Below are 24,746 nucleotides of genomic sequence, written 5' to 3'. Positions count from 1 at the left end.
ACCCGTCGTTCATCGAGGTGGAGGGGCACCGCACGGTCGCGACCGGCGGCACCCAGGACGAGACGGGACGGACAGGATGACTGCGCCATTCCCGGCACGACGACGTGCTGAGGAGTTCGACGCCCTGGTCAGCGGGGCGTCCTCGACCACCCCGCGCCCACCGCTCACCGAGCGCGACGCCGCGCGCTTCGCCGACCTGCTCGCCGTGGTCGACGACCTCCGTGCCGTCCCCGAGGTCGCGCCGCGACCCGACTTCACCGCCGCGCTGCGCGAGCGGCTCATGCTCGAGGCCGACACGGTCCTGGTGGCCCAGCCCGCCCGGGCCCGCGCCGAGGAGGCCCGCCTCGTCCTGCCGACCCGGCCCCGTGCCCGCGACCGCCGGCTCGCGACGCTGCTCGGCGGAGCGGCCCTGATCGGCGCCACCACCTCGATGGCCGTGGCCGCCCAGACAGCCCTGCCCGGTGACTCGCTCTACCCCGTCAAGCGCGCCATCGAGGACGCCCGCACCGGCCTCGCCAACGACGGCGCCGACCGGGGCGCGAGGCTCCTGGCCCACGCCGGCGGACGGCTCGACGAGGTCGACGAGCTCTCCCGCACCTCCTCGCCCCTGCGGGGCGCGGCCGTCGCGGACACGCTCGTCACCTTCGACGAGCAGGCGACCGAGGCCGCCGACGTCCTCCTCGAGGCGTACGCCGAGTCCGGTGACGAGCAGGTGATCCGCTCGCTGCGCAGCTTCGCCGCCACCGGCCTCGACCAGCTCTCGACGCTCGAGGGCCGCATCCCGGACTCCGCCCGCGACGAGCTGGTCGCCGCCGGGCGGACGCTCGCCGAGATCGACGCGCGGGCCGCGGCCGCGTGCCCCGAGTGCGGTGGCGGCGCCGCGACCCTGCCGCCCTTCCTCCTCACCGCCTCGGCCCAGGGCCTCGACGTCGGCAGCGTGCTGAGCGCCTCGACCTCCTTCATCGTCGACCGCGGTCGCACCGGCCAGCCGGCCATCGGGGCGACCATCTCGGGCCAGGACGTCGGCGGCATCGTCGTCCCCGACCTGGACACCACCGTCACCGGTGGCGCCGGGGACGGTCCCGCGGGCGGCACGGGCGGTGGCTCGGGCAGTGGCACCGGCGGTGTCCCGACGCCCACCGAGGTCCCGTCGACCGGCGCCGGGGAGGCGGTCGAGGAGACCGTCACCGGCACGGTCGACGACGTCACCAAGCTGCTCACCGGCGACGTGCCCACGCTCGTCGACGAGGTGCCGGTCGTCGGACCGGTCGTGGGGCCGGTCGTGGGCGGCACCCTCGGCGGGGTGGTCGGCGGGGCGGGCGACACCCTCGACCAGACCACCGACTCGCTGCTCGACTGAGCAGCGCACCGGCGCGCGTCAGCCGAAGACGCCGTCGCGCTCCCGCAGCAGGGTGTAGAGCGTCTGCTGGATCGTCTCGCGCACCTGGTCGGTGACGTCGAAGACCAGCATCGGGTCCTCGGCCTCGACCGCGTCGTACTCGTCGGTGCGGATCGGCTCGCCGAACTCCAGCAGCCACTTGGACGGCAGCGGCACCATGCCGAGCGGACCGAGCAGCGGGAAGAACGGCGTGATCGGGATGTAGGGCACCCCGAGCAGACGGGCCAGGCTGGGGATGTTGCCGACCAGCGGGTAGATCTCCTCGGCACCCACCACGGACAACGGCACGATGGGTACGCCGGTGCGCAGCGCGGCGGACACGAAGCCTCCGCGGCCGAAGCGCTGCAGCTTGTAGCGCTCGCCGAACGGCTTGCCGATGCCCTTGAAGCCCTCCGGCCAGACCCCCACCAGCTCGCCGCCGGACAGCATCCGCTCGGCGTCCTCCGTGCAGGCGAGGGTGGCGCCGCTCCTGCGGGCCAGCGAGCTGACGACCGGGAGCTTGAAGACCAGGTCGGCACCGAGGGGACGCAGGAACCGGCCGGTCGCGTCGTGGATGGCGGTCATCGTCATGAGGCCGTCGACGGGCACGGTGCCGGAGTGGTTGGACACCACGAGCGCGCCGCCGGTCGTCGGGATGTTGTCGATGCCACGCACCTCGACGCGGAACCACTTCTGCGCGATCGGGCGCATGGCCGCCATGAGGAACCGCTCGGTGACCTCCGCGTCGAAGCCGTACTCGTCCACGGTGTAGTCGCCGGCGAGACGACGACGGAGGAAGGCCATGAGCTCGGCCAGGCGGCGCTCCCACTGGTCACCGAAGAGCTCGACGGCGGCGTGCTGGAAGGCGTGCAGCCAGTCACCGACGGGGATGCCGGCGAGCGGGTGCGTCTCCTCGGTGGTCGAGGCGGCGCGAGGTGCGGCGGCCGTCTCCGTGGCCGGCGACGCAGGCGGCTCGGCGCCCGGTGCCGACGGGACCGGGCGGACCGGGGTCGGCCGCGCCGACTTGGGCGCGGCCTTGGGCGCGGCCTTGGACGCCGACTTGGGCGCCGGCTTGCGCGGGGACGGGGCGAGGTTGCGGGCGGAGGCGGACGGGCGTGCCTTGCCGGTCCCGCGACCGGGGCGACCCGACGTACCGATGGGGACGACGTCGGCGCCCTCGGTCACGTCGCGCTGCGGGCGCTCGGACTCAGCCATCGTGCGCTCCGCCCGACCGGCCGGCGAGGGCGGGCTCGTCGGCGACGTGGATCGGGACACCCAGCGAGACGCCGAAGTCGGCGAAGGCCGACGCGGTGGTGAAGCGCGGCTCGAAGCCGAGCTCGGTGCGCATCCGGGTGGTGTCCACCCCCCGACCGTAGGTCAGGAAGGTGAGCTGCTCCGGCGAGAAGTCCGCCACCCGGGCCTGCCGCAGGACCGATCCGAGGCGACCGACGGCGACGCCGGGCATGGCGACCGACGGCTTGCCCAGCCGGCGGACCGCCTGGGAGAGCATGAGCATCCCGTCACCGGCGACGTTGAAGGTGCCGGGCGTGCCGGCGACCACGGCGTGCGTGAGCACGTCGAGCAGGTCGTCCTCGTGGAGGAACTGCAGCCGCGGGTCGAAGCCCAGGACGCGCGGGATCACGGGCAGCCGGAAGTAGCTGGTGATCGGGCTCGTCACGTGCGGGCCGATCACGTTGGCGGCACGGATCATCGTCACCGCGACGTCCGGCCGGCGGCGGGCGAAGCCGCGGACGTAGCCCTCGACCTCGTAGACGTCCTTGGCGTAGCCGGAGCCGGGCAGCCGCTTGGGCCCCATCTCCTCGGTGAACATCGCCGGGTCGCGCGAGCTCGCGCCGTAGACCGTGGTGGTCGACTTGACGACCAACCGCTCCACGCGCGGAGCCTTCTGGCATGCAGCGAGGAGCTGCATGGTGCCCATGACGTTGAGCTCCTTCATGGTGTTGCGGCCCCCGGCAGAGCCCGGGGTCGCGATCACGCTCATGTGCACGACGGTGTCGATGTCCTCCTTGGCGAGGACCTTGGCGATGACCGGCGTGCGGATGTCGGCGCGCACGAAGGAGACGTCGCCGATGTCACCGCGAGGTGGGACGACGTCGACGCCGATGACTCGGTCGATGGACGGGTCGTGGGCGGCCGCGCGCGCGAAGCGGCGGCCGATGTCGCGGGAGATCCCCGTGACCAGTACGACCCGTCCCATGACCTGAGCCCCCGGCCCGGGACCTACTTGCCGAGCTTGCGACGCTGGACGCGCGTCTTCTTCAGCAGCTTGCGGTGCTTCTTCTTGGCCATGCGCTTGCGCCGCTTCTTGATGACAGAACCCACAGGGAAACCTTTCACGTGCGTCGCACGAGCACTCCTGCGCACGTGCGGCGCGCAGGCAGGTGCCCGCGCGACCAGCACAGCCTACTGGCAGCACCGGACGGTGGAGAATCGTGTGTCCGGGCTCGCACCCGGCCACACCTCCAGGAGGGACCGACGTCGGTCGGAGGGACGTGCCGGACTGGGTCAGCCGGCGTTGTAGAAGCTCTTGCGGAGGTACTCGTTGACGTCGTCCTCCGTCACCCGGAAGGAGCGACCCACGCGCACGGCGGGGAGCTCCCCACCGTGGACGAGGCGGTAGACGGTCATCTTCGAGACGCGCATCTTCGCGGCGACCTCGGCGATCGTGAGGAACACGACGTCCGACATGTCGCCGGGTGAGTTGGGGGCCATGATGCACCGATCCTTCTGTTGCCACGGCACCGGCTTCCCCACCGGTGTCACAGTTCGTGGCGCTCTGCCGCGACAATAGGGCCTGTGTGACCCGTGGGGAAGAGGATCACTCCTGAAACTTGTGGGACCAGCGGCGTGTCGGGTTGATTTTGCCCTTGAGGGCGTCGATCAGGGGTAGGGGTCGAGCCCGTGCAGCGGGAAGACCTCGGTCCGCGTGGCCATGATCGCGCGGTCCAGCCAGGTCTCGGGGTCGTACCCGTCGGCCCAGTCCCGGTAGGCCGGTGTGCGACCGTCGGTCATCCGGTGCGGCGGGGTGCGGTCCAGCAGCTCGGTGACGTGGGACCGCCACCCGGGCGGCGTCGGCGTCTCGGGCGGGATCGGGTGCCCGCCCACGATCGCGAGCAGGTGGGTCCAGGCACGCGGCACCACCTCGACGAGGGCATAACCGCCGCCGCCGGTGACGACCCACCGCCCGTCCGCGACCTCGTGGGCGAGCTCGTGGAGCGCGACGTACGCCGCCCGCTGGCCGTCCACGGTGAGCATCAGGTGGGCGAGCGGGTCCTCCATGTGGGAGTCGCAGCCGTGCTGGGTCACCAGGATTTCCGGCTCCCACGCGCGCAGCACCGGCGGCACCACCGCGTGGAAGGCGCGCAGCCAGCCCGCGTCCGCGGTGCCGGGCGGCAGGGCGACGTTGACCGCTGTCCCCTCGGCACCCGGACCGCCGCTGTCGGAGGGGAAGCCGGTGCCCGGGAAGAGCATCTGCCCGGTCTCGTGCAGGGAGATGGTGAGCACCCGCGGGTCGTCGTAGAAGATCCGCTCGACGCCGTCGCCGTGGTGGACGTCGACGTCGACGTAGGCGATGCGCTGGTAGCCCTGGTCGAGCAGCGTCTGGATGCCGACGGCGATGTCGTTGTAGATGCAGAAGCCCGCGGAGCGGTCGGCCATCGCGTGGTGGAGCCCGCCGGCGATGCTCGCGCTGTGCAGGGACTCCCCGCTCGTCACCTGGCGGAACGCCTCGACCGTCGCGCCGACGACGTGGGCCGCGGCCTTGTGCATGTCGCGGAAGACCGGGTCGTCGTCGGTGCCGAGGCCGTGCTCGGCGTCCTCCCCGCCCTCGGTCCCGCAGCGGGTGACCGCGGCGATCAGGCTGCGGTCGTGGACGGTGGCGATCAGGTCGTCGTCGGCGACCGGTGCCTCGACCATGCGGACGTGCTCGAGGACGCCGAGCTCCTCGGCGAGGCGCATCGTCAGGTCGACGCGGACCGGGGACATCGGGTGGCCGGGGCCGAAGTCGTACTCCACGAGGCTCTTGTCGAAGACGACGGACGCGGGACCGGAGCACTCCATGTGACGGACGCTACCCGCAACGCGCCCGGTGGGCGGCGGGCACCCGCGGCGTGAGAGCCACCTTTCCGACCGGGTGGGAGACTCGTCGCATGGACACCACGACCACCCGCGGCACCGGCCTCGACCTCGACTACCCCCAGTCGCTGGCCGTCTACGACACCTACGAGCAGGCGCAGCGCGCCGTCGACCACCTCTCCGACGAGGAGTTCCCGGTCGAGAACCTCCTGATCGTGGGCACCGACCTCAAGCGCATCGAGCGGGTCACCGGCCGCCTCACCTGGGGCCGGGTCGCGCTCGCGGGAGCCGTGTCGGGCCTGTGGTTCGGCGTCTTCGTCGGCCTCGTCCTCGCCCTGTGGGTCGAGGACGACCTGCTCAGCGTCCTGCTGTCCACCGCGGCCTTCGGGGCCCTCTTCGGGCTCGTCTGGGGCCTGATCGGGTACGCCGCGACGCGTGGGCGCCGCGACTTCAGCTCGGTGACCGCCGTGGTCGCCACCCGCTACGAGGTGCTCGTCGAGCACAAGCACCGCGAGGCCGCGCGCACCATCCTGGCCGCCACGCCCGGCCTGCTCCCCGACCCGCACGCCGCCGGCTGACGCACGACGCGGGCTGACGCTCAGACGCCCTCGGCGAGCTCGCGCGAGCGGTTGCGGGCGGCCTCCATGGCCGCGAGGAACGCGGCGCGCACCTTGTGGATCTCGAGCTCGCGCAGCGCCGACGCGGTCGTGCCGCCCGGCGAGGTCACCTGCTCGCGCAGCACGACCGGGTGGGTGCCCGTCTCGCGCAGCATCGTGGCCGACCCGTAGAGGGTCTGGATGACCAGCTCGGTGGCCGTCGCGCGCGGCAGGCCGAGGTGGACACCCGCCTCGATCATCGACTCGACGACGAAGAAGATGTAGGCCGGTCCGGAGCCGCTGATCGCGGTGACCGCGTCCATCTGCCGCTCCGGGATCCGCAGCACCTTGCCGGTCGAGGCCATCAGGGACTCGGCCTCGGCCAGGTGCCCGTCGTCGCAGTGCGAGCCGGGTGAGATGGCCGCCATGCCCTCGTCGACGAGCGCCGGGGTGTTGGGCATGACGCGCACGACCGCGACGCCCTCGGGCACCCGGGACTCGATGAAGGCGGTGGTGATGCCCGCGGCCAGGCTGACCAGCAGCTGTCCGGGTCGCAGCTCGCCGGCGATCTCGTCGAGGACGGCCGCCATGTCCTGCGGCTTGACCACGAGCGCGACGGTGTCGGCCTTGCGGGCCGCCTCCGCGTTGGACACCACGGCGACGCCGTACTGCTCCTCGAGCTCGCGGGCCCGCTCGGGCCGCTTCTCGCCCACCAGCAGGTTGTCGACGCGACGCCCGGCGCGGACCAGCCCCAAGAGCAGGGTCTCGCCCATCACGCCGGCGCCGATGATCGCGGTCTGCGGCATCGCCGGTCCTACTTCTTGGAGATCAGCGAGCGGAGGAAGAAGGTGAGGTTCTGCGGGCGCTCGGCCATCCGGCGCATGAGGTAGCCGTACCACTCCTCGCCGTACGGGACGTAGACGCGCACGGTCTCGCCGGTCTCCGCGAGGCGCTTCTGCTCCTCGGGCCGGATGCCGTAGAGCATCTGGAACTCGTAGGTCCCCGGGCGGCGGCCGTAGCGGCTGGCCAGCGAGGACGCGATCTGGATCATCCGCGGGTCGTGGCTCGCGATCATCGGGTAGCCCTGACCGGCCAGCAGCACCTTGAGGCAGCGGACGTAGGACTTGTCGATGTCGAGCCGGTCCTGGAAGGCCACGCTCTCGGGCTCGTGGTAGGCGCCCTTGCACAGCCGCACGCGCGACCCCTCGTAGGCAAGCGCACGGCAGTCGGCCTCGGTGCGGTGCAGCATCGCCTGCAGCACGGCACCGGTCTCGGGGAAGTCCTTGCGCAGCTCGCGCAGGATGCCGAGGGTGGAGTCGGTGGTGGTGTGGTCCTCCATGTCGAGGGTGACCGTGGTGCCGGCGTTGCGGGCGGCGCGGCAGATCTCGCGCGCGTTCTCCAGCGCGACCTTCTCGCCGTTCTCCGGGAGCGCCTGGCCGACCGCGCTCAGCTTGACGCTGACCTCGGCCTTCGCGGCGAGGCCGCGGCGGGCCAGCTCGGCCAGCAGGTCCTTGTACGCCGCGACGGTGGCCTCGGCCTGGGCGAGGTCGAGGGTGTCCTCTCCGAGGAAGTCGAGGGTCACCCAGAGGCCGCCGTCGACCAGCTCGGCGGTCGCGGTGACGGCGTCGTCGGTGGTCTCACCGGGGACGTGGCTGGTGACGATGCCCGACGAGACGGGCATGGTGCTGACGAGCTTCTTGACCTGCTCGCTCTTGGCGAGCAGCAGGATCGGCTGGCGGAGCAGAGGCATGGCGCACAGGCTACGCCGACACGCCCCGGACGGCCTCCTCAGGATGTGCCATCCGTCTGCACCAGCCCCCTGCCGCCCGCCCTGCACAGGACCTCCACGACTCCTCCACCTCTCCGGCCGGACGGCGCCCTACGGTCGGTGGACCAGCCGCTCGCCTTCCGAGGAGACCCCATGAGCACCGCCCGCACCCGCTACGTCCTGGCCGCCACCGTGTGGGCCGGCACCCTGCTGGTCCTGCTCTTCGGGGTTGGCGCGCTGGGCATCGTCGGCGACGGCGGTCCCCCGGACCTCATGTACCTCGCCGCCGCCGTGGTCGGTCTCCTCGGCGCCGCGGCCGCGCGCTTCCGCCCGGCCGGTACGGCGCGCGCCCTCGCCGTTGCTGCCGGGCTCACCCTCGTCGCCGGTGTCGTGGCGGTGGCGGCCGGGTGGCAGGAGGACAGCTCGGTCGTCGACGTGCTCGCGCTCAGCGCGATGTTCGCCGGGCTGTACGCCGCCTCCGCCTGGCTGTTCCGCTCCGCCGCCCCGCGGACCGCCTGACGGGTGATGGGTCGGAGGGCGCCGGGGGGATCGGAGCGCGCCAGGAGCTGGCGGCGTACGACATCCACCTCGGCCGCCCCTTGTCGGCCGCCGCCAGTCACGGAGGAGCCGGGCGGAGGAGCGGGCGGAGGAGCGGGCTCAGGCCGTACGCCGCCGCAGGGTCGCGGCGCCGAGGGCGAGCCCGGCGAGCGCGAAGCCGAGGACGACCGCCACGTCGGCCCACACGCTCGCCTGGTCGGCCGCGCCGACCAGCTCCTGCATGGCGTCGACCGCGTAGGAGAGCGGCAGCACGTCGCTGATGGCCTGCAGCACCGGTGGCAGGAACTCCCGGGCGACGAACAGCCCGCACAGCAGCAGCTGCGGGATGACGAAGGCCGGCATGAACTGCACCGCCTGGAACTCGGTGTCCGCGAACGCGCTGACCAGCAGGCCGAGCGCCGTGCCCAGCACGGCGTCGACCACCGCCACCACGCCGAGCAGCCAGACCGGGCCGTTGACCTCGAGGCCGAGCAGGCCGACGCTCACCCCGACCGCCAGCGCCGACTGGACGGCGGCGAGCAGCCCGAAGGCGAGGGCGTAGCCGAGGAGGAAGTCCAGCTTGCCCATCGGCATCGACAGCAGCCGCTCGAGGGTCCCGCTGCCCCGCTCGCGCAGGGTGGTCACGCTGGTCACCAGGAACATGACGGTGAACGGGAAGATCGCGAGCAGGCCGGGGCCGATCCCGTCGAAGACGTCCCCGGGCAGGTCCAGGAACATCCACCAGAGCAGGGTCATCAGCAGGCAGGGCAGCAGCAGCAGCATCGCCAGCGTGCGGTGGTCGCGACGCACCTGCGTGAGCACCCGGCCTGCGACGGCGAGCGTCACCCGGGCGCTCATGCCGCGCCCTCGACGATCTGGAGGAAGGCCGCCTCGATGTCAGGCGCCCCGCCGCGGATCTCGGCGGGCGTGCCGTCGGCGATGATGCGGCCCTCGCGCATCAGCAGCAGCCGGTCGCACCGGTCCGCCTCGTCCATCACGTGGCTCGACACGAGCACGGCCTTGCCGCTGTCCGCGAGCCGGTGGAAGAGCCGCCACAGGTCACGGCGCAAGACCGGGTCGAGGCCGACGGTCGGCTCGTCGAGCACCAGCACGTCGGGGTCGCCGAGCAGCGCGACGGCCAGGCTGGCCCGGCTGCGCTGGCCGCCACTGAGGTTGCCCACCACGTGGTCGCGACGGTCGGCCAGGTCGACGGCGGCGATCGCCTCGTCGACCTCGGCACGGTCGACCCCGAGCACCCGGGCGAAGAAGTGGAGGTTCTCGGCGACGGTGAGGTCGTCGTACACGCTCGCGGCCTGGGTGACGTAGCCGACGCGGTCGCGCAACCGTCGGTCGCCCGCGGGCAGCCCGAGCACCTCGACCCCGCCGGACCGCACGCGCTGGACGCCGACCACGGCCCGCAGCAGCGTGGACTTGCCGCAACCGCTCGGACCGAGGAGGCCGGTGACGCCGGCGGCCACGGCCAGGGAGATGCCCGGGAGCACCTCGTGGCCGCCGCGCACGACGACCAGCTCCCGGATGTCGATGACGTTATTCATCATGCGTTGAATTGTGCTCCCGGCCATCGCGCCCGTCAAGGGTCGGGAGGCCGGGACTCAGGGCGGCAGGTCCCCGGTGAGGTAGCGCTGGATGGTCGGGGCGTACGTCGCGACCACCTGTTCACCGGTCAGCGACGCCACCGGCTCCACGCGCATCACGTAGCGCACCAGGATCAGCCCCATCACCTGGCTGGCGACGAGCGCCATCCGGTGCTCGGGCCGGTCGATCCCCAGCGCAGCGCCCACCGGCTGGACCACCACCGGCAGGAACCCCTCGCTGAGCAGGCGGTGGGCCGACGGGTCCATCACCCCGCGGGCCACGGCCAGCAGGGCGGGCTGCACGTCGGCGTCGTCCCACACCGACAGGAAGGCGCGCAGGAAGCGCTCGGCCGCCTCCTCGACCGGACCCGCGATAACCCCGCCGATGACCTCGCGGGGGTCGACGGGCAGCTCCATCGCGGCGAGGAAGAGGTCGTCCTTGGTGCCGAAGTAGTGGTGCACGAGCGCCGGGTCGACCCCGGCGTCGGAGGCGACCGCGCGGATCGTCGTACCCCCGAAGCCCTTGGCGGCGAAGGCCGCACGAGCCGCGGCGAGGACCGCGGCACGCGTGTCGGGGGCGCCGGGTCGGCGGCCGCGGGAGGGGCGCGTCATGCGAGGGAGGGTACGACGCGTCAGCGCGCCGGCACGGAGAAGTGCTCGCGGGCGAACTCCAGCGACTCGCGCAGGTCCGCCTCGCGCTCGGCACGCGTGGAGCAGCGGCGGGTGTTGATCTCCAGCACGATGTGGCCGGCGAAGTCGCGGGCGGCCAGGTGGGCCAGGAAGTCCTCGGCCCCCATCGCCCCCCGACCGGGCACCAGGTGCTCGTCCTTGGCCGAGCCGCTGCCGTCGGTGAGGTGGATGTGCCGGAGCCGGTCACCGAGCCGGTCGGCCATGTCGATCACCGAGGTGCGCGCGATGGCCGCGTGCGAGAGGTCGATCGTGGTGTTGGCGTACTCGTGGTCGCTGGGGTCCCAGCTGGGGAGGTACATCTCCATGCCCCGACGCTGGGAGGCCCGCCAGGGATACATGTTCTCCACCGCGAAGGCGATGCCGGTCGACTCCTCCAGGGCGGCGATGCCGTCGACGAAGCCGGCGGCGTACTCCTTCTGCCAGCGGAACGGCGGGTGCACCACGACCACGTCGGCGCCGACCGCGGTAGCGAGCTCGGCGGAGCGCTCGAGCTTGCCCCACGGCTCGGTGCCCCAGACCCGCTGCGTCCACAGCAGGCACGGCGCGTGGATCGCACAGATCGGCATCTCGTGGTGGTCGGAGAGCTGCTGGAGGGCGGAGGTCTGCTGCGACAGGGCGTCGACGCCGACCATCACCTCGACGGCGTCGTAGCCCACCTGCGCGGCCCACGCGAACCCGTGGGCGGTGGACTCCGGATAGACCGAGGCGGTCGAGAGCGCGACGAGGGTCACGACGCGCCCCGCCGTGCCGCGGGACGGGTCACGACGGACAGCTGGTCGAGACGCTCCAGGATGACGCCCTCGCGCAGCGCCCACGGGCAGATCTCGAGGGCCTCCAGGTCGAAGATGTCCATGCAGGCCTCGGCGACCAGCGCGCCCGGCACGATCTGGTGGGTGCGGCTGGGCGACACGCCCGGCAGCGCGGCGAGCTCGTCGGCGTCCAGCGCGATCAGCTTGGGGATCCACTGCGAGAGGGTGTCGAGATCGAGCACGCGCGGGACGAGCGGGCCGTCGCCGCTCGGCGCGGCGCCGCAGATGCGGGCCAGCGAGCGGAAGGTCTTGGAGGTGGCCGCCGCACGGTCGGGCGCACCGGGGCGCAGCAGGTTGCCCGCGTCGCGGGCGATGTCGGCGCGGATCTGCTTGCGCAGCCGGCGGATCGCCTCGTCGTCGGGACCGGCCCCACGTCCGAACCCTTGGGTTGAGGAGGACCCCCCGGGCCCGTCTCGAAACCAGTCGCGCGCCAGCCGGGCCGCGCCGAGCGGCATGGACCACGCCACGTCGGGCGCCTCGTCGGAGCCGCCGGCGATCTCCAGCGAGCCGCCGCCGATGTCGAAGACCGCCAGCCGGCCGGCCGACCAGCCGAACCAGCGGCGTACGGCGAGGAAGGTCAGCCGCGCCTCGTCCTCCCCCGACAGCACCGACAGGTCGACCTCGGTCACGTCGTTGACGTGGGACAGGACGGCGTCGGAGTTGACCGCGTCGCGCACCGCGGACGTGGCGAAGCCGAGCATGTCCTCGCACCCCTTGTCCTCGGCGACGGACACGGCCTCCCGACAGAACTGCGTGAGCGCGTCGACGCCCGCCTCGGAGACCGCACCGGACGCGTCGAGGTGCTCGGCCAGGCGCAGCGGCTGCTTGTAGGAGAAGGCCGGCAGGGGCGCGGCGCCACCGTGGGCGTCCACCACGAGCAGGTGGCCCGTGTTGGATCCGATGTCGAGGACGCCCAGGCGCATGTGGCCAAACTACTAGGCTTGGCCAGTGCCCGAAGTCGACCTCGTGTTTCCCCGTGCCTACGTCGAGTTCGTGGACCCCGCCGACGAGGAGCAGGTCTTCCGCTGCGACCTCACCTGGCTGACCTCGGCCTACACCTGCATCTTCGGCAACGGGTGCCAGGGCATCTACGCCGACTCCCCCGACGTGGGGTGCTGCACCCTGGGTGCGCACTTCAGCGACGCGGACGACGAGCAGCGCGTCGCGTCGTACGTCGCGCAGCTCACGCCGGAGCAGTGGCAGTTCCACCCGCAGCGACCCGTCGAGACCGACGACTGGGTCGAGTCCGACGAGGACGGCGAGCGCAAGACCGTCGCCCTCGAGTACGACGGACAGTCGGCGTGCGTCTTCCACAACCGGGCCGATTTCGGCACCGGAGCGGGCTGCGCGCTGCACGGCCTGGCCCTCGAGCAGGGCCGCAACCCGCTCGAGACCAAGCCCGACGTCTGCTGGCAGCTCCCCATCCGGCGCACGTTCCGCAACGTCGAGCGCCAGGACGGGACGGCGTACACCGAGGTCTCGATCGGCGAGTACGACCGCCGCGGCTGGGGACCGGGCGGCCACGACCTCGACTGGTACTGCTCGGGCAACACCGAGGCCCACGTCGCGCCGGAGCCGGTCTACGTCACCCACGAGCCCGAGCTGACGGAGCTGATGGGCGCCGACGGCTATCGCGAGCTGGTGCGCCACTGCGACGCGCACGTGCGGTCGCGCTCGGCCCTCGCGCTGCACCCCGCCGACCCGCGCTGACCCCCGCCCGTCGGGCCCGAAATCCCTCGACGTCAAGACAACCTGACCCCGATGTGGCACCCCGCGGGGTGTGAGCACACAATGCTCGCATGCGCCTGGACCATCTCTCGTTCGCAGCCGGACCGGATGGACTTGCCAGCACTGCCCAGCGCATCGGGGGCCAGCTCGGCAAGAACTTCATCGACGGCGGCGTGCATCCCCGCTTCGGGACCCGCAACATGATCATGCCGCTGGACGGCCGCACCTACATCGAGATCGTCGAGGTGCTGGACCATCCCGCGAGCGACAAGGCCCCCTTCGGGCAGGCCGTCCGCGCTCGCTCCGCACTCGGTGGCGGCTGGCTCGGCTGGGTGGTGGCCGTCGACGACATCACCGTCGTCGAGACCCGCCTCGGCCGCGAGTCGGTCAAGGGCAACCGGCACCTGCCCAACGGCAAGGAGCTCCTCTGGCGCCAGATCGGCGTCCACGGGCTGCTGTCGGACCCGCAGCTCCCCTACTTCCTCCAGTGGGAGTCCCCGGCCGAGATGCACCCGAGCAACGCCGCCGACAGCGACTTCTCGCTGGTGGCGCTCGAGATCGCCGGCGACCCGCAGCGGGTCAGCGAGTGGCTCGGCGAGACCGTCGAGGCACCGCTCGAGGACATCAAGGTGGAGTGGGTCGCCCCCAACGGCACCCCGGGGATCATCGCGGTCCAGATCCAGACGCCCTCCGGGCTCGTCCGGCTCTGAGCCGTCCGCCGGCTCGTGACGGGGCCACACCGAGCCCGAACATCTGGCACCACCCGGAGACCTACGAGCTCGAGAACCTCGCCGCGGACCCGCACGGCCGCATCGAGGCCGCCATGCGGTCCGTCGCGTCCTGGGACGACCGGGTCCTGCTCGACGTCGGGTGCGGCACCGGCTTCCACCTCCCCCGCTGGGCCGAGCACGCCCGGACGGTGATCGGCGTCGAGCCGCACGCCTCCCTCGTCGCGCTCGCGCGGCGTCGTACGCGTCGGCTCGACCACGTCGAGGTGCGGCAGGGCACCGCCCAGCACCTCCCGCTACCGGACGCGTCGGTCGACGTCGTGCAGGCCCGGTGGGCCTACTTCTTCGGTCCCGGCTGCGAGCCGGGCCTGGCCGAGCTCGACCGGGTCGTACGCCGCGGGGGCACGGCGTTCGTGATCGACAACGACGCGAGCCGGTCGACGTTCGGGGCGTGGTTCCGCCTCGGCTACCCGATGGTCGACCCCGACGAGGTCGAGCGCTTCTGGTCGGGGCGTGGCTGGACCCGGGTGCCGGTCGACATGGGCTGGTCCTTCGCGCGGCGCGAGGACCTCGAGGCGGTGGTGCGGATCGAGTTCTCCCCCGAGGTCGCGGAGCGGGTGCTCGCGTCCCACGAGGGCACCGAGGTGGACTACGCGGTCAACCTCTGGTGGCGGGAGTACTGACCCCCTCGCCGCTCTCAGCAGCGGCGGGCCGTCGCACGCCGGTCAGGAGGACTCGCGCACGACCAGCGTCGGGGTGAGGAGCACGCCGTCCTCGGGGGCCGGCTGGTGGGACAGCAGGCTCTGGAGGGCGTTGACGATCTCGACCGCGACGTCCTCGAGGGGCTGGCGCACAGACGTCAGACCCACCGGGTAGACCTGCGCGACCTGCGAGTCGTCGAAGCCCACCACCGCGATGTCCTTGCCGGGTGCGAGCTGGCGCAGCCACAGCGTGTGGAGGACGCCCATCGCCAGGGTGTCGGAGGCGCAGACGAAGGCGGTGGGCTCCGACTCGTCGAGCAGCACCGCGGCCGCCTCTCCCCCGGACTGGACGGTGTCCTCGACCCGGCTGGCGAGGCCGGTGGTGGGGAGCCCGTGCTCGTGCATGGTCTTGAGCCAGCCGGCGCGCCGGTCCTCACCGATCGGGGAGTCCTTGCGCCAGCCGATCCAGGCGATGCGGGTGTGGCCCTTGGCAATGAGGTGCTCGGTCGCGAGCCGGGTGCCGGCGGCCCCGTCGACGTCGACCCACGGGTGGCGGGCGCTGGCGCGGTCCCACGGGCGTCCGAAGGCGACGAACGGCGCCCGCTGCTGGGCGAGCCAGGCGGCCTGCGGGTTGCCGAGGTAGGTGTCGGTGACGACGAAGGCATCCACCGCGGTCGAGCGCAGCAGGTTGTCGTAGCCCGCGACCGGGTCCTCGTCGTCACCGGTGAAGAGCAGCACGTGGTGCCCCGCCAGCGCCGAGGTCTCGACGAGGGTGTGGACGAAGCGGTCCATCATCGCGTTGGCGGTGCCCTCCTGGACCGGCGAGACGCGCAGGCCGATCAGCTGGGAGGTGCGGGTGCGCAGGTTGCGGGCCGCGCGGTTGGGCGAGTAGCCCATCTCCTCGATGGCACCCCGGACCCGCTCGAGCGTGCCCGGACGCAGCAGGTCGGGGTTGTTGACGGCGTTGGACACCGTCTGGCGACTGACCCCCGCGCGCTCGGCGACGTCGGCCAGCGTCGGTGGGGACACCGGCAGGTGTGCACCCAACCGAGACTCCGGTCGCGACATGTTCGGCCCCCTTGATCGTTCCAATCAGGGGCAGCATAACCGCGCTGTCGGTGCTGTCGCCTAGCGTGCCGCCCATGAGCAGACAGCGCGCCGCCTACAAGTGCTCCGAGTGCGGCTGGGAGACCGGCAAGTGGGTGGGCCGGTGCGGTGAGTGCCAGGCCTGGGGGTCGGTCGCCGAGGCGGCCGCCACCCCGACCGGGCGCACGACGGCCTCACCCGTGACGCGCCCGGCCGTGCCCATCGGCCAGGTGTCGGTCGAGGACGCGACGTTCCGCTCCTCCGGGGTCCCCGAGCTCGACCGCGTGCTGGGCGGCGGGCTGGTGCCGGGTGCGGCGATCCTGCTGGCCGGCGAGCCCGGTGTTGGCAAGAGCACGCTGCTGCTCGAGGTGGCCGCCCAGACCGCCCGGGTGCGCACCCGCACCCTCTACGTCACCGGCGAGGAGTCCGCCTCGCAGGTGCGGCTGCGCGCCGATCGCACCGGCGGCGTCCACGACGAGCTGTTCCTCGCGGCCGAGACCGACCTCGGGGCCGTGCTCACCCACATCGAGCAGGTGCGCCCGACCCTGCTGGTCATCGACTCGATCCAGACCATCGGCGCGCCCGGCATCGAGGGGGTGCCCGGCGGCGTCACCCAGGTCAAGGAGGTCGCGGCCGCGCTCGTCCGGGTCGCCAAGACGCGCAACATCACCACGGTGATCGTCGGCCACGTCACCAAGGACGGCTCGATCGCCGGCCCGCGGGTCCTCGAGCACCTCGTCGACGTGGTGCTCAACTTCGAGGGCGACCGCAACTCCCGCTTCCGGATGGTCCGCGCGATGAAGAACCGCTTCGGCCCCGTCGACGAGGTCGGCTGCTTCGACCTGTCCGCCGGCGGCATCACCGCGGTCACCGACCCGACCGGCCTGTTCGTCGAGCACCACAGCCAGCAGGTGCCCGGCACGTGCGTCGCCGTCACCATGGAGGGCCGCAGGCCCTTGCTCGCCGAGGTCCAGGCGCTGGTGACACCCTCGCCGCTCGAGCGTCCGCGGCGCACGACGTCGGGCATCGACTCCTCCCGGGTGGCGATGATCCTGGCCGTGCTGCAGCAGCACGCCTTCATCAAGCTGCACGCCCACGACGTCTTCGCCTCGACCGTGGGCGGCGCCCGGCTCACCGAGCCGGCCACCGACCTGGCCGTCGCGGTGGCCATCGCCAGCGCCACGCACGGTCTGGCCCCGCCCAAGGGGGTCGTGGCGATGGGCGAGATCGGGCTGGCCGGTGAGCTGCGCCGGGTGCGCGACCTGCCGCAGCGCCTGGCCGAGGCAGCACGGCTCGGTTTCGAGGTCGCCGTGGTGCCGCGGGAGGCGCACGAGCCCGAGACCGGGTCGCACCGGATGGTCGACGGGCTCCGGGTGATCTCCGAGGGCACGGTGTGGGGCGCGCTCTCCACCCTGCGTGTCACGAAGGCCGACCACCCCCGACTGCGTCCCCTAGACTGAGCGCCGCGACGCCCGGCGTCGTACCCGTCAGAGAGGACCACCGTGCCCGAGCGTTCGGACGACGTGCTGCGCCTGCGCGCCACCCTCGCGATGATCGCGCCCGGCACCGCCCTGCGAGACGGCTTGGAGCGCATCCTCCGCGGCCGCACCGGCGCGCTCATCGTGCTCGGCCAGGACAAGATGGTCGAGTCGCTCGCGACCGGTGGCTTCACCCTCGACGTGCCGTTCACCGCCACCGGCCTGCGCGAGCTGGCCAAGATGGACGGCGCCATCATCGTCGACCGCGACGTCACCCGGATCTCGCGGGCCGCGGTCCACCTGATGCCCGACCAGTCGATCCCCTCGGAGGAGACCGGCACCCGGCACCGCACCGCAGAGCGGGTGGCCAAGCAGACCGGCCACCCGGTCATCTCGGTGTCGCAGTCGATGCAGATCATCGCCGCCTACGTCGGCGAGATCCGCCACGTCCTCGAGGACTCCGGCAAGATCCTCTCCCGCGCCAACCAGGCGCTCGCGACGCTGGAGCGCTACAAGCTGCGTCTCGACGAGGTCTCGGCCACCCTGTCGGCCCTCGAGATCGAGGACCTCGTGACCGTGCGCGACGTCGCCGTCGTGGCCCAGCGACTCGAGATGGTCACCCGGATCGCCCGCGAGATCGACGACTACGTCCTCGAGCTGGGCACCGACGGCCGGCTGCTGTCGCTCCAGCTCGAGGAGCTCATCACCGGTGTCGACGCCGAGCGCGAGCTGGTGGTCCGCGACTACCTCCCCGCCGGCAAGCGCCGCAAGGTCGAGGCGTCGGTGATCCTCGGCGACCTCTCCACGCTCTCCCCCACCGAGCTCGTCGACCCGGGCGCGGTCGCGGCCGTCCTCGGTCTCGGCACCGGCGAGCACCTCGACGGCGCGGTCGCACCGCGGGGCTACCGTCTGCTGGCCAAGGTGCCGCGCCTGCCGGGCTCCGTGGTCGACCGGCTCGTCGAGCACTTCGGCGGCCTCCAGCAGCTGCTCTCCGCGGGCATCGACGACCTCCAGGCCGTCGAGGGCGTCGGCGAGCTGCGGGCCCGCAGCGTGCGCGAGGGGCTCTCCCGGCTGGCGGAGTCGAGCATCACCGAGCGCTACATCTGAGTCACGCAGCAGGACGCGCTCGCGCGTCCTGGTGGGCGTGGCCAGATCGAGCAAGCCCCGCGAGCGAGGCGCCGTCCTGAGGAGGCGCGCCAGCGCCGTCTCGAAGGGGACGAGCTCGCGACGGGCGCGTCGAGGTCGAGAGGCGCGCACCCGCGCGCGCTTCGCACGCACTGCGTCGACATGCGCCTCAGGCCCGCGCCGGCTCGGACCCGGCCCGGGGGGCGAGCACACAAGTAACGCGGTGTTAGACGGACGAAACAAGGCGTCGAGGGCGGGTTTCGTCCGTCTAACACCGCGTTACTTGTCCGGGGCGCCGCGCGAAGCGGCGGGCTCTCAACCCGCGGAGTTGCCCTCGCCGTCCTCACCGGGCTGGTGGGCGTTGTCCTGCTGCTTGTTCTTCCCCTTCTGGGGCTTCGGCGTCACCGTCTTGGTGATCACCTCGCTGGCGGGGCGGACCAGCTCGAACTGCACGTCGGTCGGCTCGCCCGCGAGGGCAGCCGCCTCCACGTGGTAGAAACCGGGCATCGCCCACTCGGTGAAGGCGGAGCACTCGTCGTCGGAGCGCTTGGCGTTCCAGGTGATGACGACCGGCGCGTCGACGGCCTGGCGCACCACGACGTCCTGAGGCACGATCGCCGCCGGGCACTCGCGGCTCGACCAGATGGAGTCGGTGCCCGAGGTGATGCTGACGGTCAGCGTGTCCGGGGACACCGTCCAGGTGCAGGCGGCGGTGACACGGGTGCGCAGGTTGAGCGTGATCGGGACGTCGCTGCCGCCGGGCGCCTCGGTGATGGTCGGGGTGGCGACGATGTCGCCGTTCTCGCAGGTGCCGACGGGCTCGGCGAGCGGAGGCTCGGTCGGGGTCTGCTTCTTCTTCTTGCGCTTCGGCTTGTCCGTCGGGACGGTCGGCGCCTGGGTCGCGGCGCTCTCGCCGGGGTCGGCGCTCGTGCTCGTCGTCGCGCCGGCGGTGGTCGCCTGGGGGTCCTCGTCGGACGACGCGTCGCTCGAGCCGCCCAGGAGACGGGCCAGGCCCGCGACCAGGAGCACGGCCACCCCGAGCACCACGAGGCGACGGAACCAGTAGACGCGAGCGGGCAGAGGACCACGCGGTGCCATCGGAGGGGCAGGGCGCGAGGACGGCATGACCCCGACCCTAGGAGCAGCGTGGTCGCGCGAGGTGGTGCCACACCGGGCCCCCGCGGATCCGTGCGTACGATCACCGCGATGACCGACCTGCACGCGCCGATCCTCGACTGGTACGACGCCCACGCGCGCGACCTGCCGTGGCGTCGGCCGGACGCTTCCGCCTGGTCGGTGCTGGTCTCCGAGCTCATGCTCCAGCAGACCCCGGTCGTGCGGGTGCTGCCGGTCCACGACGCCTGGATGGAGCGCTGGCCGACGCCGGCGGCCCTCGCCGCCGAGCCGACCGGAGAGGCGGTCCGGATGTGGGGTCGCCTCGGCTATCCGCGGCGCGCGCTGCGGCTGCATGCCGCGGCCGTGGCACTCGTGGAGCGCCACGACGGCGAGGTGCCGGCGGCGTACGACGAGCTGATCGCGCTGCCCGGGGTGGGCGACTACACCGCAGCGGCGGTGGCGAGCTTCGCCTTCGGCCGCCGGCACGTCGTGCTCGACACCAACGTGCGGCGGGTGCTGGCGCGGTTGGTGTCGGGGGTCGAGTTCCCGGGCGCGTCCGTGACCCGCGCGGAGCGTGACCTGGCCACCGACCTGCTGCCCGAGGACGAGGACACGGCCGCCACCTGGGCGGTGGCCGTCATGGAGCTGGGCGCCCTCGTCTGCACCGCCCGCGACCCGCGGTGCGACGCCTGCCCGGTCGCGGACCGGTGCGCGTGGCTGGCGGCCGGCCGGCCGGCGTACGACGGTCCCCCGCGGCGCGGGCAGGCCTGGGCTGGCACCGACCGCCAGTGCCGCGGCCGGATCATGGCCGTGCTCCGTGAAGCCGACGGCACCGTCCGGCCGGCCGCGATCGAGGCGGTGTGGCCCGGCGCCGAGCAGCGGGAGCGCTGCCTGGCCGGCCTGGTCGAGGACGGCCTCGTCGCCATCGTCGACGGCGGCTACGCCCTCCCGGGGTAGTCGGGTCCCGGGGTAGTCCGTGACGATCGGACCCCTCAGAGTCCCGACCCGGGGTCCGTTCGTCGGGGACTACCCCAGGAGAGGTCCACTCCCGGGGGCGGCGAGACAGACGGGTCCCGGACGCACGGGAGCCCCCGGCGCGGGTGCGCCGGGGGCTCCTCGTGGTGGTGCGGTGTCAGTCGATCGTCACTCGGGACCGGTGGCCCGGGGGACGTCGGTGGGACCCTCGGAGTCGTCGGGACCCTCGCCCTCGACCGGGACCGCGATGTCGAGCGACTCGGCGCCCACGTCGGCCGTCTCGAACGGCGGCAGGTCGGGCAGCGCCGAGACCTTCTGGCCCTGGAAGGTGAAGGTCGCGGACGGACCCTCGCCCTCCACGTCGACCAGCACGATCTGACCGGGGCCGATCTCGCCGAAGAGCATCTTCTCGGCCATCACGTCCTCGATCTCGCGCTGGATCGTGCGACGCAGCGGGCGCGCACCCAACACCGGGTCGAAGCCCCGCTGGGCCAGCAGGTTCTTGGCCGGCTGGGTCAGCTCGAGCTGCATGTCGCGGTCCTTGAGCCGCAGCTCGACGCCCGCGATCATGTTGTCGACCATGGAGACGATCTGGTCCTGCGACAGCGGCGGGAACACGATGATCTCGTCGACGCGGTTGAGGAACTCGGGCTTGAAGTGCTGCTTGAGCTCCTCCGAGACCTTGCTCTTCATCCGGTCGTAGGACCCCGCCTCGCCCGACTGCTGGAAGCCGAGGTTGACGCCCTTGGCGATGTCGCGGGTGCCGAGGTTGGTGGTCATGATGATGACGGTGTTCTTGAAGTCGACCACCCGGCCCTGCGAGTCGGTCAGGCGACCTTCCTCGAGGATCTGCAGCAGGCTGTTGAAGATGTCCGGGTGGGCCTTCTCGACCTCGTCGAACAGCACCACCGAGAACGGCTTGCGCCGGACCTTCTCGGTGAGCTGGCCGCCCTCTTCGTAGCCGACGTAGCCGGGAGGCGAACCGAAGAGCCGCGACACGGTGTGCTTCTCGCCGAACTCGCTCATGTCGAGCTGGATCAGCGAGTCCTCGTCGCCGAAGAGGAAGTCGGCGAGCGTCTTGGACAGCCACGTCTTGCCGACGCCCGAGGGCCCGGCGAAGATGAACGACCCGCCGGGACGCTTGGGGTCCTTGAGTCCGGCACGCGTACGACGGATGGCGCGGGAGAGTGCCTTGACGGCCTCCTCCTGGCCGATCACGCGCTTGTGGAGCTCGTCCTCCATGTTGAGCAGGCGCGTCGACTCCGCCTCGGAGAGCTTGACGATCGGGATGCCGGTCGCCACGGCGAGCACCTCGGCGATGAGCTCCTCGTCGACCTCCGCGACCTCGTCCATGTCGCCCGAGCGCCACTGCGACTCACGCTCGGACTTGCGGGCGATCAGCTGCTTCTCCTCGTCGCGCAGGCGCGCGGCGGCCTCGAAGTCCTGGCCGTCGATCGCGGCCTCCTTGCGCTGGCGCACGTCGGCGATCTTGTCGTCGTACTCACGCAGGTCGGCCGGGGCCGTCATCCGACGGATGCGCAGGCGCGAGCCCGCCTCGTCGATGAGGTCGATCGCCTTGTCCGGCAGGAACCGGTCGGAGATGTAGCGGTCGGCCAGGGTCGCGGCCGAGACGAGCGCCTCGTCGGTGATGGTCACCCGGTGGTGCGCCTCGTAGCGGTCGCGCAGGCCCTTGAGCATCTCGATGGTGTGCGCGATCGAGGGCTCCTGCACCTGGATGGGCTGGAAGCGGCGCTCGAGGGCGGCGTCCTTCTCGAGGTACTTGCGGTACTCGTCGAGCGTGGTGGCACCGATGGTCTGGAGCTCACCACGGGCCAGCATCGGCTTGAGGATCGAGGCAGCGTCGATGGCACCCTCGGCCGCGCCGGCACCGACGAGGGTGTGGATCTCGTCGATGAAGAGCACGATGTCGCCGCGGGTGCGGATCTCCTTGAGGACCTTCTTGAGGCGCTCCTCGAAGTCACCGCGGTAGCGGGAGCCCGCGACCAGCGCGCCGAGGTCGAGGGTGTAGATCTGCTTGTCCTTGAGCGTCTCGGGCACGTTGCCCTTGACGATGTCCTGGGCCAGGCCCTCGACGATGGTCGTCTTGCCGACGCCGGGCTCGCCGATGAGGACGGGGTTGTTCTTCGTGCGGCGCGACAGGATCTGCATGACGCGCTCGATCTCCTGCTCGCGCCCGATGACCGGGTCGAGCTTGCCCTCGCGGGCGGCCTGCGTCAGGTTGCGGCCGAACTGGTCGAGGACCAGCGAGCTCGAGGGCGCCTCGGACGACGAGCCGCCGGTGGCGGAGCCGGACGCGGCCGACTCCTTGCCCTGGAAGCCGCTGAGCAGCTGGATGACCTGCTGCCGGACCCGGTTGAGGTCGGCGCCGAGCTTCTGGAGGACCTGGGCGGCCACGCCCTCGCCCTCGCGGATCAGCCCGAGCAGGATGTGCTCGGTGCCGATGTAGGAGTGGCCGAGCTGGAGCGCCTCGCGCAACGACAGCTCGAGCACCTTCTTGGCGCGTGGCGTGAAGGGGATGTGGCCGGACGGGGCCTGCTGGCCCTGGCCGATGATCTCCTCGACCTGGGCGCGCACTGCCTCCAGGGAGATGTCGAGGGACTCCAGCGCCTTGGCCGCGACGCCTTCGCCCTCGTGGATCAGCCCGAGCAGGATGTGCTCGGTGCCGATGTAGTTGTGGGAGAGCATGCGGGCCTCTTCCTGGGCCAGCACGACAACTCGCCGGGCTCGGTCGGTGAACCGCTCGAACATGTGCGCTCCTTGCTCCGTCTGTGCGTCCGCGAGACCACCGTCAGACGGTGGGCGGACAGTGGGCTCAACGCCCGACTCCACCCTACGTGTTCCCGGTCGCGCAGCGGAGGCGTCCGCTCTCAGCGAACACCCGCGAGGCGGCCGACGTCCACCCTTCGTCCACACAGGTCGCACGTGCGGGCCACAGCGCGACGGCCTCGCGGGAATCACATCGACAGTGCAACCGGGACCGGAAAGGGGCAATGGCCGATGAGCATGGGTCGATTGTCAAGGAATCAATGACACGGCGCCGCACTCCCGGACGGGAATGCGGCGCCGATCGAGACTTAATTCAGTGCGCGGCGTCGTACGCCTGCTGGACGTCGGCGGAGATGCGTCCGCGCTCGGAGACGTCCATGCCCTGGGACTTGGCCCATTCGCGGACGTCCTTGGTGTTGGAGGCGCCGGACGACGAGGAGGCGGAGCCGGCACGGCGACCGCGGCGGGCGCCGCCGGTGACCTTGCGCGCGTGGCCGACATAGCCGCTCAGGGCCTCACGCAGGGCGGCGGCGTTGCCGTCGTTGAGGTCGATCTCGTACGACGCGCCGTCGAGGCCGAACGAGACGGTCTCGGTGGCCTCGGAGCCGTCGAGGTCGTCGACCAGGATGATGTTGACCTTTTGTGCCACGTTTTCCTTCTTCCAGAAGACGAGCATTACTACTCGGGGGTGTCAGGAAGATACTCGCGCGCAATTCGCAAAAGCAAATAGCCACGCCAAATGGTATTGACCATTGGCTATTGACCGAAGGGAGTGGAATTCAAGAGTTGCGCTCATAGACGAGGCGCAGTCCCTGGAGCGTGAGCCACGGGGAGTGCTCGGTGAAGCAGTCGCACTCGTCGAGCAGCAGCGTCGCGAGGTGACCGGTCGCGATGACGGTGACGTCGCCGACCGCGACGCCGAGCTCGGCGATCATCCGGTCGACGATGCCCTCCACCTGCGCAGCGACGCCGAAGATCATCCCGCTCTGCAGTGCCTCGACGGTGTTCTTGGCGATGACCGAGCGGGGCCGGGCCAGCTCCACCTTGCGCAGCTGGGCGCCCCGACGGCCGAGGGCCTCCAGCGAGATCTCGATGCCGGGGGCGATGGCGCCGCCGATGTACTGGCCGGCGCCGCTGACCACGTCGAAGGTCGTCGCGGTCCCGAAGTCCACGACGATCGCCGGGCCGCCGTACAGCGTCGCGGCGGCGAGCGCGTTGATGATGCGGTCGGCACCCACCTCCCGCGGGTTGTCCATCAGCACCGGGACCCCGGTGCGCACGCCGGGCTCGACGACGACGCTGTGCGCCTGCGGGAAGTGGCGGGCCATCATGTCGCGCCACTCGTGCAGCACCGCCGGGACGGTCGCGCACACGGAGATGCCGGTGATCCCGGTGGCGTCCACGTCCGCGAGCAGCCCCCGCACCAGGACGGCCCACTCGTCCGACGTACGCCGCTCGTCGGTGGCCACCCGCCAGTGGTGCGCCACCTCCTCGCCGTCGAAGAGGCCGAGGAAGGTGTGGCTGTTGCCGATGTCGGCCGCGAGGAGCGTCATC

Annotated in this window: 26 protein-coding genes; 9 read left to right on the top strand and 17 right to left on the bottom strand. The window is 72.1% G+C overall.

Going from position 1 to position 24,746, the window contains the following annotated elements:
- Positions 1-76: 76 nt before the first annotated feature.
- Positions 77-1,360 carry a DUF5667 domain-containing protein gene (locus DAE25_RS01365; protein ID WP_107764462.1) on the top strand — a complete coding sequence of 428 codons (1,284 nt, stop codon included), beginning with the start codon at positions 77-79 and terminating at the stop codon, positions 1,358-1,360.
- Positions 1,361-1,378: 18 nt separating this feature from the next.
- On the opposite strand, the gene DAE25_RS01360 is transcribed toward DAE25_RS01365, so the two are convergent.
- The 5 genes from DAE25_RS01360 to DAE25_RS01340 form a co-directional block, all read right to left on the bottom strand.
- Entirely contained in the window at positions 1,379-2,593 is a 1,215-nt protein-coding gene (locus DAE25_RS01360; RefSeq protein WP_107764461.1) for a lysophospholipid acyltransferase family protein, read from the bottom strand.
- Positions 2,586-3,596: an NAD-dependent epimerase/dehydratase family protein gene (locus DAE25_RS01355; RefSeq protein ID WP_107764460.1), complete on the bottom strand. Its 1,011-nt coding sequence runs from the start codon at positions 3,594-3,596 to the stop codon at positions 2,586-2,588. Before DAE25_RS01355 ends, DAE25_RS01360 begins: the two co-directional genes overlap by 8 nt.
- A gap of 23 nt (positions 3,597-3,619) precedes the next feature.
- On the bottom strand, positions 3,620-3,721 hold the full coding sequence (locus DAE25_RS01350; RefSeq protein ID WP_008356322.1) for a 30S ribosomal protein bS22: 102 nt from the start codon (positions 3,719-3,721) through the stop codon (positions 3,620-3,622).
- Positions 3,722-3,904: 183 nt separating this feature from the next.
- Positions 3,905-4,111: a helix-turn-helix domain-containing protein gene (locus DAE25_RS01345; RefSeq protein WP_056887541.1), complete on the bottom strand. Its 207-nt coding sequence runs from the start codon at positions 4,109-4,111 to the stop codon at positions 3,905-3,907.
- Positions 4,112-4,279: 168 nt separating this feature from the next.
- Positions 4,280-5,458 (bottom strand): acetoin utilization protein AcuC, encoded by a 1,179-nt coding sequence (locus DAE25_RS01340; RefSeq protein WP_107764459.1) that lies wholly within the window; start codon positions 5,456-5,458, stop codon positions 4,280-4,282.
- Positions 5,459-5,547: 89 nt separating this feature from the next.
- Between DAE25_RS01340 and DAE25_RS01335 the strand changes: the two genes are divergently transcribed.
- Complete coding sequence (locus tag DAE25_RS01335) at positions 5,548-6,051, top strand: general stress protein (protein ID WP_056887539.1); 504 nt, start codon at positions 5,548-5,550, stop codon at positions 6,049-6,051.
- A gap of 20 nt (positions 6,052-6,071) precedes the next feature.
- Here the strand turns inward: DAE25_RS01335 and proC are convergent, their stop codons facing one another.
- Together proC and DAE25_RS01325 are read right to left on the bottom strand one after the other, a co-directional pair.
- Positions 6,072-6,875, bottom strand: coding sequence for a pyrroline-5-carboxylate reductase (proC, locus tag DAE25_RS01330; protein ID WP_107764458.1), 804 nt, complete (start codon positions 6,873-6,875; stop codon positions 6,072-6,074).
- A gap of 8 nt (positions 6,876-6,883) precedes the next feature.
- Positions 6,884-7,819, bottom strand: coding sequence for a proline dehydrogenase family protein (locus DAE25_RS01325; protein WP_234410774.1), 936 nt, complete (start codon positions 7,817-7,819; stop codon positions 6,884-6,886).
- 171 nt (positions 7,820-7,990) lie between these two features.
- Here DAE25_RS01325 and DAE25_RS01320 point away from each other — a divergent pair, with 171 nt between their 5' ends.
- Positions 7,991-8,356 (top strand): hypothetical protein, encoded by a 366-nt coding sequence (locus DAE25_RS01320; protein WP_107764457.1) that lies wholly within the window; start codon positions 7,991-7,993, stop codon positions 8,354-8,356.
- 138 nt (positions 8,357-8,494) lie between these two features.
- On the opposite strand, the gene DAE25_RS01315 is transcribed toward DAE25_RS01320, so the two are convergent.
- From DAE25_RS01315 to DAE25_RS01295, 5 genes are read right to left on the bottom strand one after another with little or no spacing between them, the layout of a single operon-like run.
- On the bottom strand, positions 8,495-9,232 hold the full coding sequence (locus DAE25_RS01315; protein WP_107764456.1) for an ABC transporter permease: 738 nt from the start codon (positions 9,230-9,232) through the stop codon (positions 8,495-8,497).
- A complete protein-coding gene (locus DAE25_RS01310; protein ID WP_199907382.1) occupies positions 9,229-9,933 on the bottom strand; it encodes an ABC transporter ATP-binding protein in 705 nt (234 codons plus the stop codon). Before DAE25_RS01310 ends, DAE25_RS01315 begins: the two co-directional genes overlap by 4 nt.
- Before the next feature lie 54 nt (positions 9,934-9,987).
- Positions 9,988-10,581, bottom strand: a complete 594-nt coding sequence (locus DAE25_RS01305) for a TetR/AcrR family transcriptional regulator (protein ID WP_107764455.1) — start codon at positions 10,579-10,581, stop codon at positions 9,988-9,990.
- A 20-nt stretch (positions 10,582-10,601) separates the two neighbouring features.
- On the bottom strand, positions 10,602-11,390 hold the full coding sequence (locus DAE25_RS01300; protein ID WP_107764454.1) for a sugar phosphate isomerase/epimerase family protein: 789 nt from the start codon (positions 11,388-11,390) through the stop codon (positions 10,602-10,604).
- Positions 11,387-12,391 carry a Ppx/GppA phosphatase family protein gene (locus tag DAE25_RS01295; protein WP_107764453.1) on the bottom strand — a complete coding sequence of 335 codons (1,005 nt, stop codon included), beginning with the start codon at positions 12,389-12,391 and terminating at the stop codon, positions 11,387-11,389. Before DAE25_RS01295 ends, DAE25_RS01300 begins: the two co-directional genes overlap by 4 nt.
- A 25-nt stretch (positions 12,392-12,416) precedes the next feature.
- On the opposite strand from DAE25_RS01295, the gene DAE25_RS01290 reads away from it, so the two are divergent.
- From DAE25_RS01290 to DAE25_RS01280, 3 genes are all read left to right on the top strand, one after another.
- Positions 12,417-13,178 carry a hypothetical protein gene (locus DAE25_RS01290; protein WP_107764452.1) on the top strand — a complete coding sequence of 254 codons (762 nt, stop codon included), beginning with the start codon at positions 12,417-12,419 and terminating at the stop codon, positions 13,176-13,178.
- 89 nt (positions 13,179-13,267) lie between these two features.
- Positions 13,268-13,906 (top strand): VOC family protein, encoded by a 639-nt coding sequence (locus DAE25_RS01285; RefSeq protein WP_107764451.1) that lies wholly within the window; start codon positions 13,268-13,270, stop codon positions 13,904-13,906.
- Between the two features lie 113 nt (positions 13,907-14,019).
- On the top strand, positions 14,020-14,607 hold the full coding sequence (locus DAE25_RS01280) for a class I SAM-dependent methyltransferase (protein WP_234410773.1): 588 nt from the start codon (positions 14,020-14,022) through the stop codon (positions 14,605-14,607).
- Positions 14,608-14,649: 42 nt separating this feature from the next.
- Here the strand turns inward: DAE25_RS01280 and DAE25_RS01275 are convergent, their stop codons facing one another.
- Positions 14,650-15,693 carry a LacI family DNA-binding transcriptional regulator gene (locus tag DAE25_RS01275; protein ID WP_107764450.1) on the bottom strand — a complete coding sequence of 348 codons (1,044 nt, stop codon included), beginning with the start codon at positions 15,691-15,693 and terminating at the stop codon, positions 14,650-14,652.
- Between the two features lie 74 nt (positions 15,694-15,767).
- On the opposite strand from DAE25_RS01275, the gene radA reads away from it, so the two are divergent.
- Together radA and disA are read left to right on the top strand one after the other, a co-directional pair.
- A complete protein-coding gene (gene radA / locus DAE25_RS01270) occupies positions 15,768-17,171 on the top strand; it encodes a DNA repair protein RadA (protein ID WP_107764449.1) in 1,404 nt (467 codons plus the stop codon).
- 42 nt (positions 17,172-17,213) lie between these two features.
- Positions 17,214-18,296: a DNA integrity scanning diadenylate cyclase DisA gene (disA, locus tag DAE25_RS01265; protein ID WP_107764448.1), complete on the top strand. Its 1,083-nt coding sequence runs from the start codon at positions 17,214-17,216 to the stop codon at positions 18,294-18,296.
- 333 nt (positions 18,297-18,629) lie between these two features.
- Here the strand turns inward: disA and DAE25_RS01260 are convergent, their stop codons facing one another.
- Positions 18,630-19,439 (bottom strand): hypothetical protein, encoded by an 810-nt coding sequence (locus DAE25_RS01260; protein WP_159083510.1) that lies wholly within the window; start codon positions 19,437-19,439, stop codon positions 18,630-18,632.
- 81 nt (positions 19,440-19,520) lie between these two features.
- Here DAE25_RS01260 and DAE25_RS01255 point away from each other — a divergent pair, with 81 nt between their 5' ends.
- Positions 19,521-20,387: an HhH-GPD family protein gene (locus DAE25_RS01255; protein WP_107764899.1), complete on the top strand. Its 867-nt coding sequence runs from the start codon at positions 19,521-19,523 to the stop codon at positions 20,385-20,387.
- Between the two features lie 186 nt (positions 20,388-20,573).
- Here the strand turns inward: DAE25_RS01255 and DAE25_RS01250 are convergent, their stop codons facing one another.
- The 3 genes from DAE25_RS01250 to DAE25_RS01240 all read right to left on the bottom strand — a co-directional run bounded on the left by DAE25_RS01250 (position 20,574) and on the right by DAE25_RS01240 (position 24,745).
- Positions 20,574-23,174, bottom strand: coding sequence for an ATP-dependent Clp protease ATP-binding subunit (locus DAE25_RS01250; protein ID WP_107764446.1), 2,601 nt, complete (start codon positions 23,172-23,174; stop codon positions 20,574-20,576).
- Between the two features lie 331 nt (positions 23,175-23,505).
- Complete coding sequence (locus DAE25_RS01245) at positions 23,506-23,841, bottom strand: histone-like nucleoid-structuring protein Lsr2 (protein WP_107764898.1); 336 nt, start codon at positions 23,839-23,841, stop codon at positions 23,506-23,508.
- A 130-nt stretch (positions 23,842-23,971) separates the two neighbouring features.
- Positions 23,972-24,745 carry a type III pantothenate kinase gene (locus DAE25_RS01240; RefSeq protein WP_107764445.1) on the bottom strand — a complete coding sequence of 258 codons (774 nt, stop codon included), beginning with the start codon at positions 24,743-24,745 and terminating at the stop codon, positions 23,972-23,974.
- Position 24,746: the final 1 nt, after the last annotated feature.

It is taken from the genome of Nocardioides terrigena (assembly GCF_003047265.1).
GTDB lineage: Bacteria > Actinomycetota > Actinomycetes > Propionibacteriales > Nocardioidaceae > Nocardioides > Nocardioides terrigena.
Note: the sequence above shows the minus strand (reverse complement) of the source record. Positions and strands in the feature narration are given on the sequence as shown.

Excerpts from the sequence above, each read along its gene's own strand:
- DAE25_RS01365 (WP_107764462.1), top strand. The coding sequence starts at position 77 with ATGACTGCGCCATTCCCGGCACGACGACGTGCTGAGGAGTTCGACGCC.
- DAE25_RS01240 (WP_107764445.1), bottom strand. The coding sequence starts at position 24,745 with ATGACGCTCCTCGCGGCCGACATCGGCAACAGCCACACCTTCCTCGGC.
- DAE25_RS01260 (WP_159083510.1), bottom strand. The coding sequence starts at position 19,439 with ATGCCGTCCTCGCGCCCTGCCCCTCCGATGGCACCGCGTGGTCCTCTG.
- DAE25_RS01345 (WP_056887541.1), bottom strand. The coding sequence starts at position 4,111 with ATGGCCCCCAACTCACCCGGCGACATGTCGGACGTCGTGTTCCTCACG.
- DAE25_RS01305 (WP_107764455.1), bottom strand. The coding sequence starts at position 10,581 with ATGACGCGCCCCTCCCGCGGCCGCCGACCCGGCGCCCCCGACACGCGT.
- DAE25_RS01280 (WP_234410773.1), top strand. The coding sequence starts at position 14,020 with ATGCGGTCCGTCGCGTCCTGGGACGACCGGGTCCTGCTCGACGTCGGG.
- DAE25_RS01310 (WP_199907382.1), bottom strand. The coding sequence starts at position 9,933 with ATGATGAATAACGTCATCGACATCCGGGAGCTGGTCGTCGTGCGCGGC.
- DAE25_RS01360 (WP_107764461.1), bottom strand. The coding sequence starts at position 2,593 with ATGGCTGAGTCCGAGCGCCCGCAGCGCGACGTGACCGAGGGCGCCGAC.
- DAE25_RS01340 (WP_107764459.1), bottom strand. The coding sequence starts at position 5,458 with ATGGAGTGCTCCGGTCCCGCGTCCGTCGTCTTCGACAAGAGCCTCGTG.
- DAE25_RS01355 (WP_107764460.1), bottom strand. The coding sequence starts at position 3,596 with ATGGGACGGGTCGTACTGGTCACGGGGATCTCCCGCGACATCGGCCGC.
- DAE25_RS01320 (WP_107764457.1), top strand. The coding sequence starts at position 7,991 with ATGAGCACCGCCCGCACCCGCTACGTCCTGGCCGCCACCGTGTGGGCC.
- DAE25_RS01285 (WP_107764451.1), top strand. The coding sequence starts at position 13,268 with ATGCGCCTGGACCATCTCTCGTTCGCAGCCGGACCGGATGGACTTGCC.
- DAE25_RS01325 (WP_234410774.1), bottom strand. The coding sequence starts at position 7,819 with ATGCCTCTGCTCCGCCAGCCGATCCTGCTGCTCGCCAAGAGCGAGCAG.
- DAE25_RS01250 (WP_107764446.1), bottom strand. The coding sequence starts at position 23,174 with ATGTTCGAGCGGTTCACCGACCGAGCCCGGCGAGTTGTCGTGCTGGCC.
- DAE25_RS01315 (WP_107764456.1), bottom strand. The coding sequence starts at position 9,232 with ATGAGCGCCCGGGTGACGCTCGCCGTCGCAGGCCGGGTGCTCACGCAG.
- DAE25_RS01295 (WP_107764453.1), bottom strand. The coding sequence starts at position 12,391 with ATGCGCCTGGGCGTCCTCGACATCGGATCCAACACGGGCCACCTGCTC.
- DAE25_RS01335 (WP_056887539.1), top strand. The coding sequence starts at position 5,548 with ATGGACACCACGACCACCCGCGGCACCGGCCTCGACCTCGACTACCCC.
- radA (WP_107764449.1), top strand. The coding sequence starts at position 15,768 with ATGAGCAGACAGCGCGCCGCCTACAAGTGCTCCGAGTGCGGCTGGGAG.
- DAE25_RS01275 (WP_107764450.1), bottom strand. The coding sequence starts at position 15,693 with ATGTCGCGACCGGAGTCTCGGTTGGGTGCACACCTGCCGGTGTCCCCA.
- DAE25_RS01255 (WP_107764899.1), top strand. The coding sequence starts at position 19,521 with ATGACCGACCTGCACGCGCCGATCCTCGACTGGTACGACGCCCACGCG.
- proC (WP_107764458.1), bottom strand. The coding sequence starts at position 6,875 with ATGCCGCAGACCGCGATCATCGGCGCCGGCGTGATGGGCGAGACCCTG.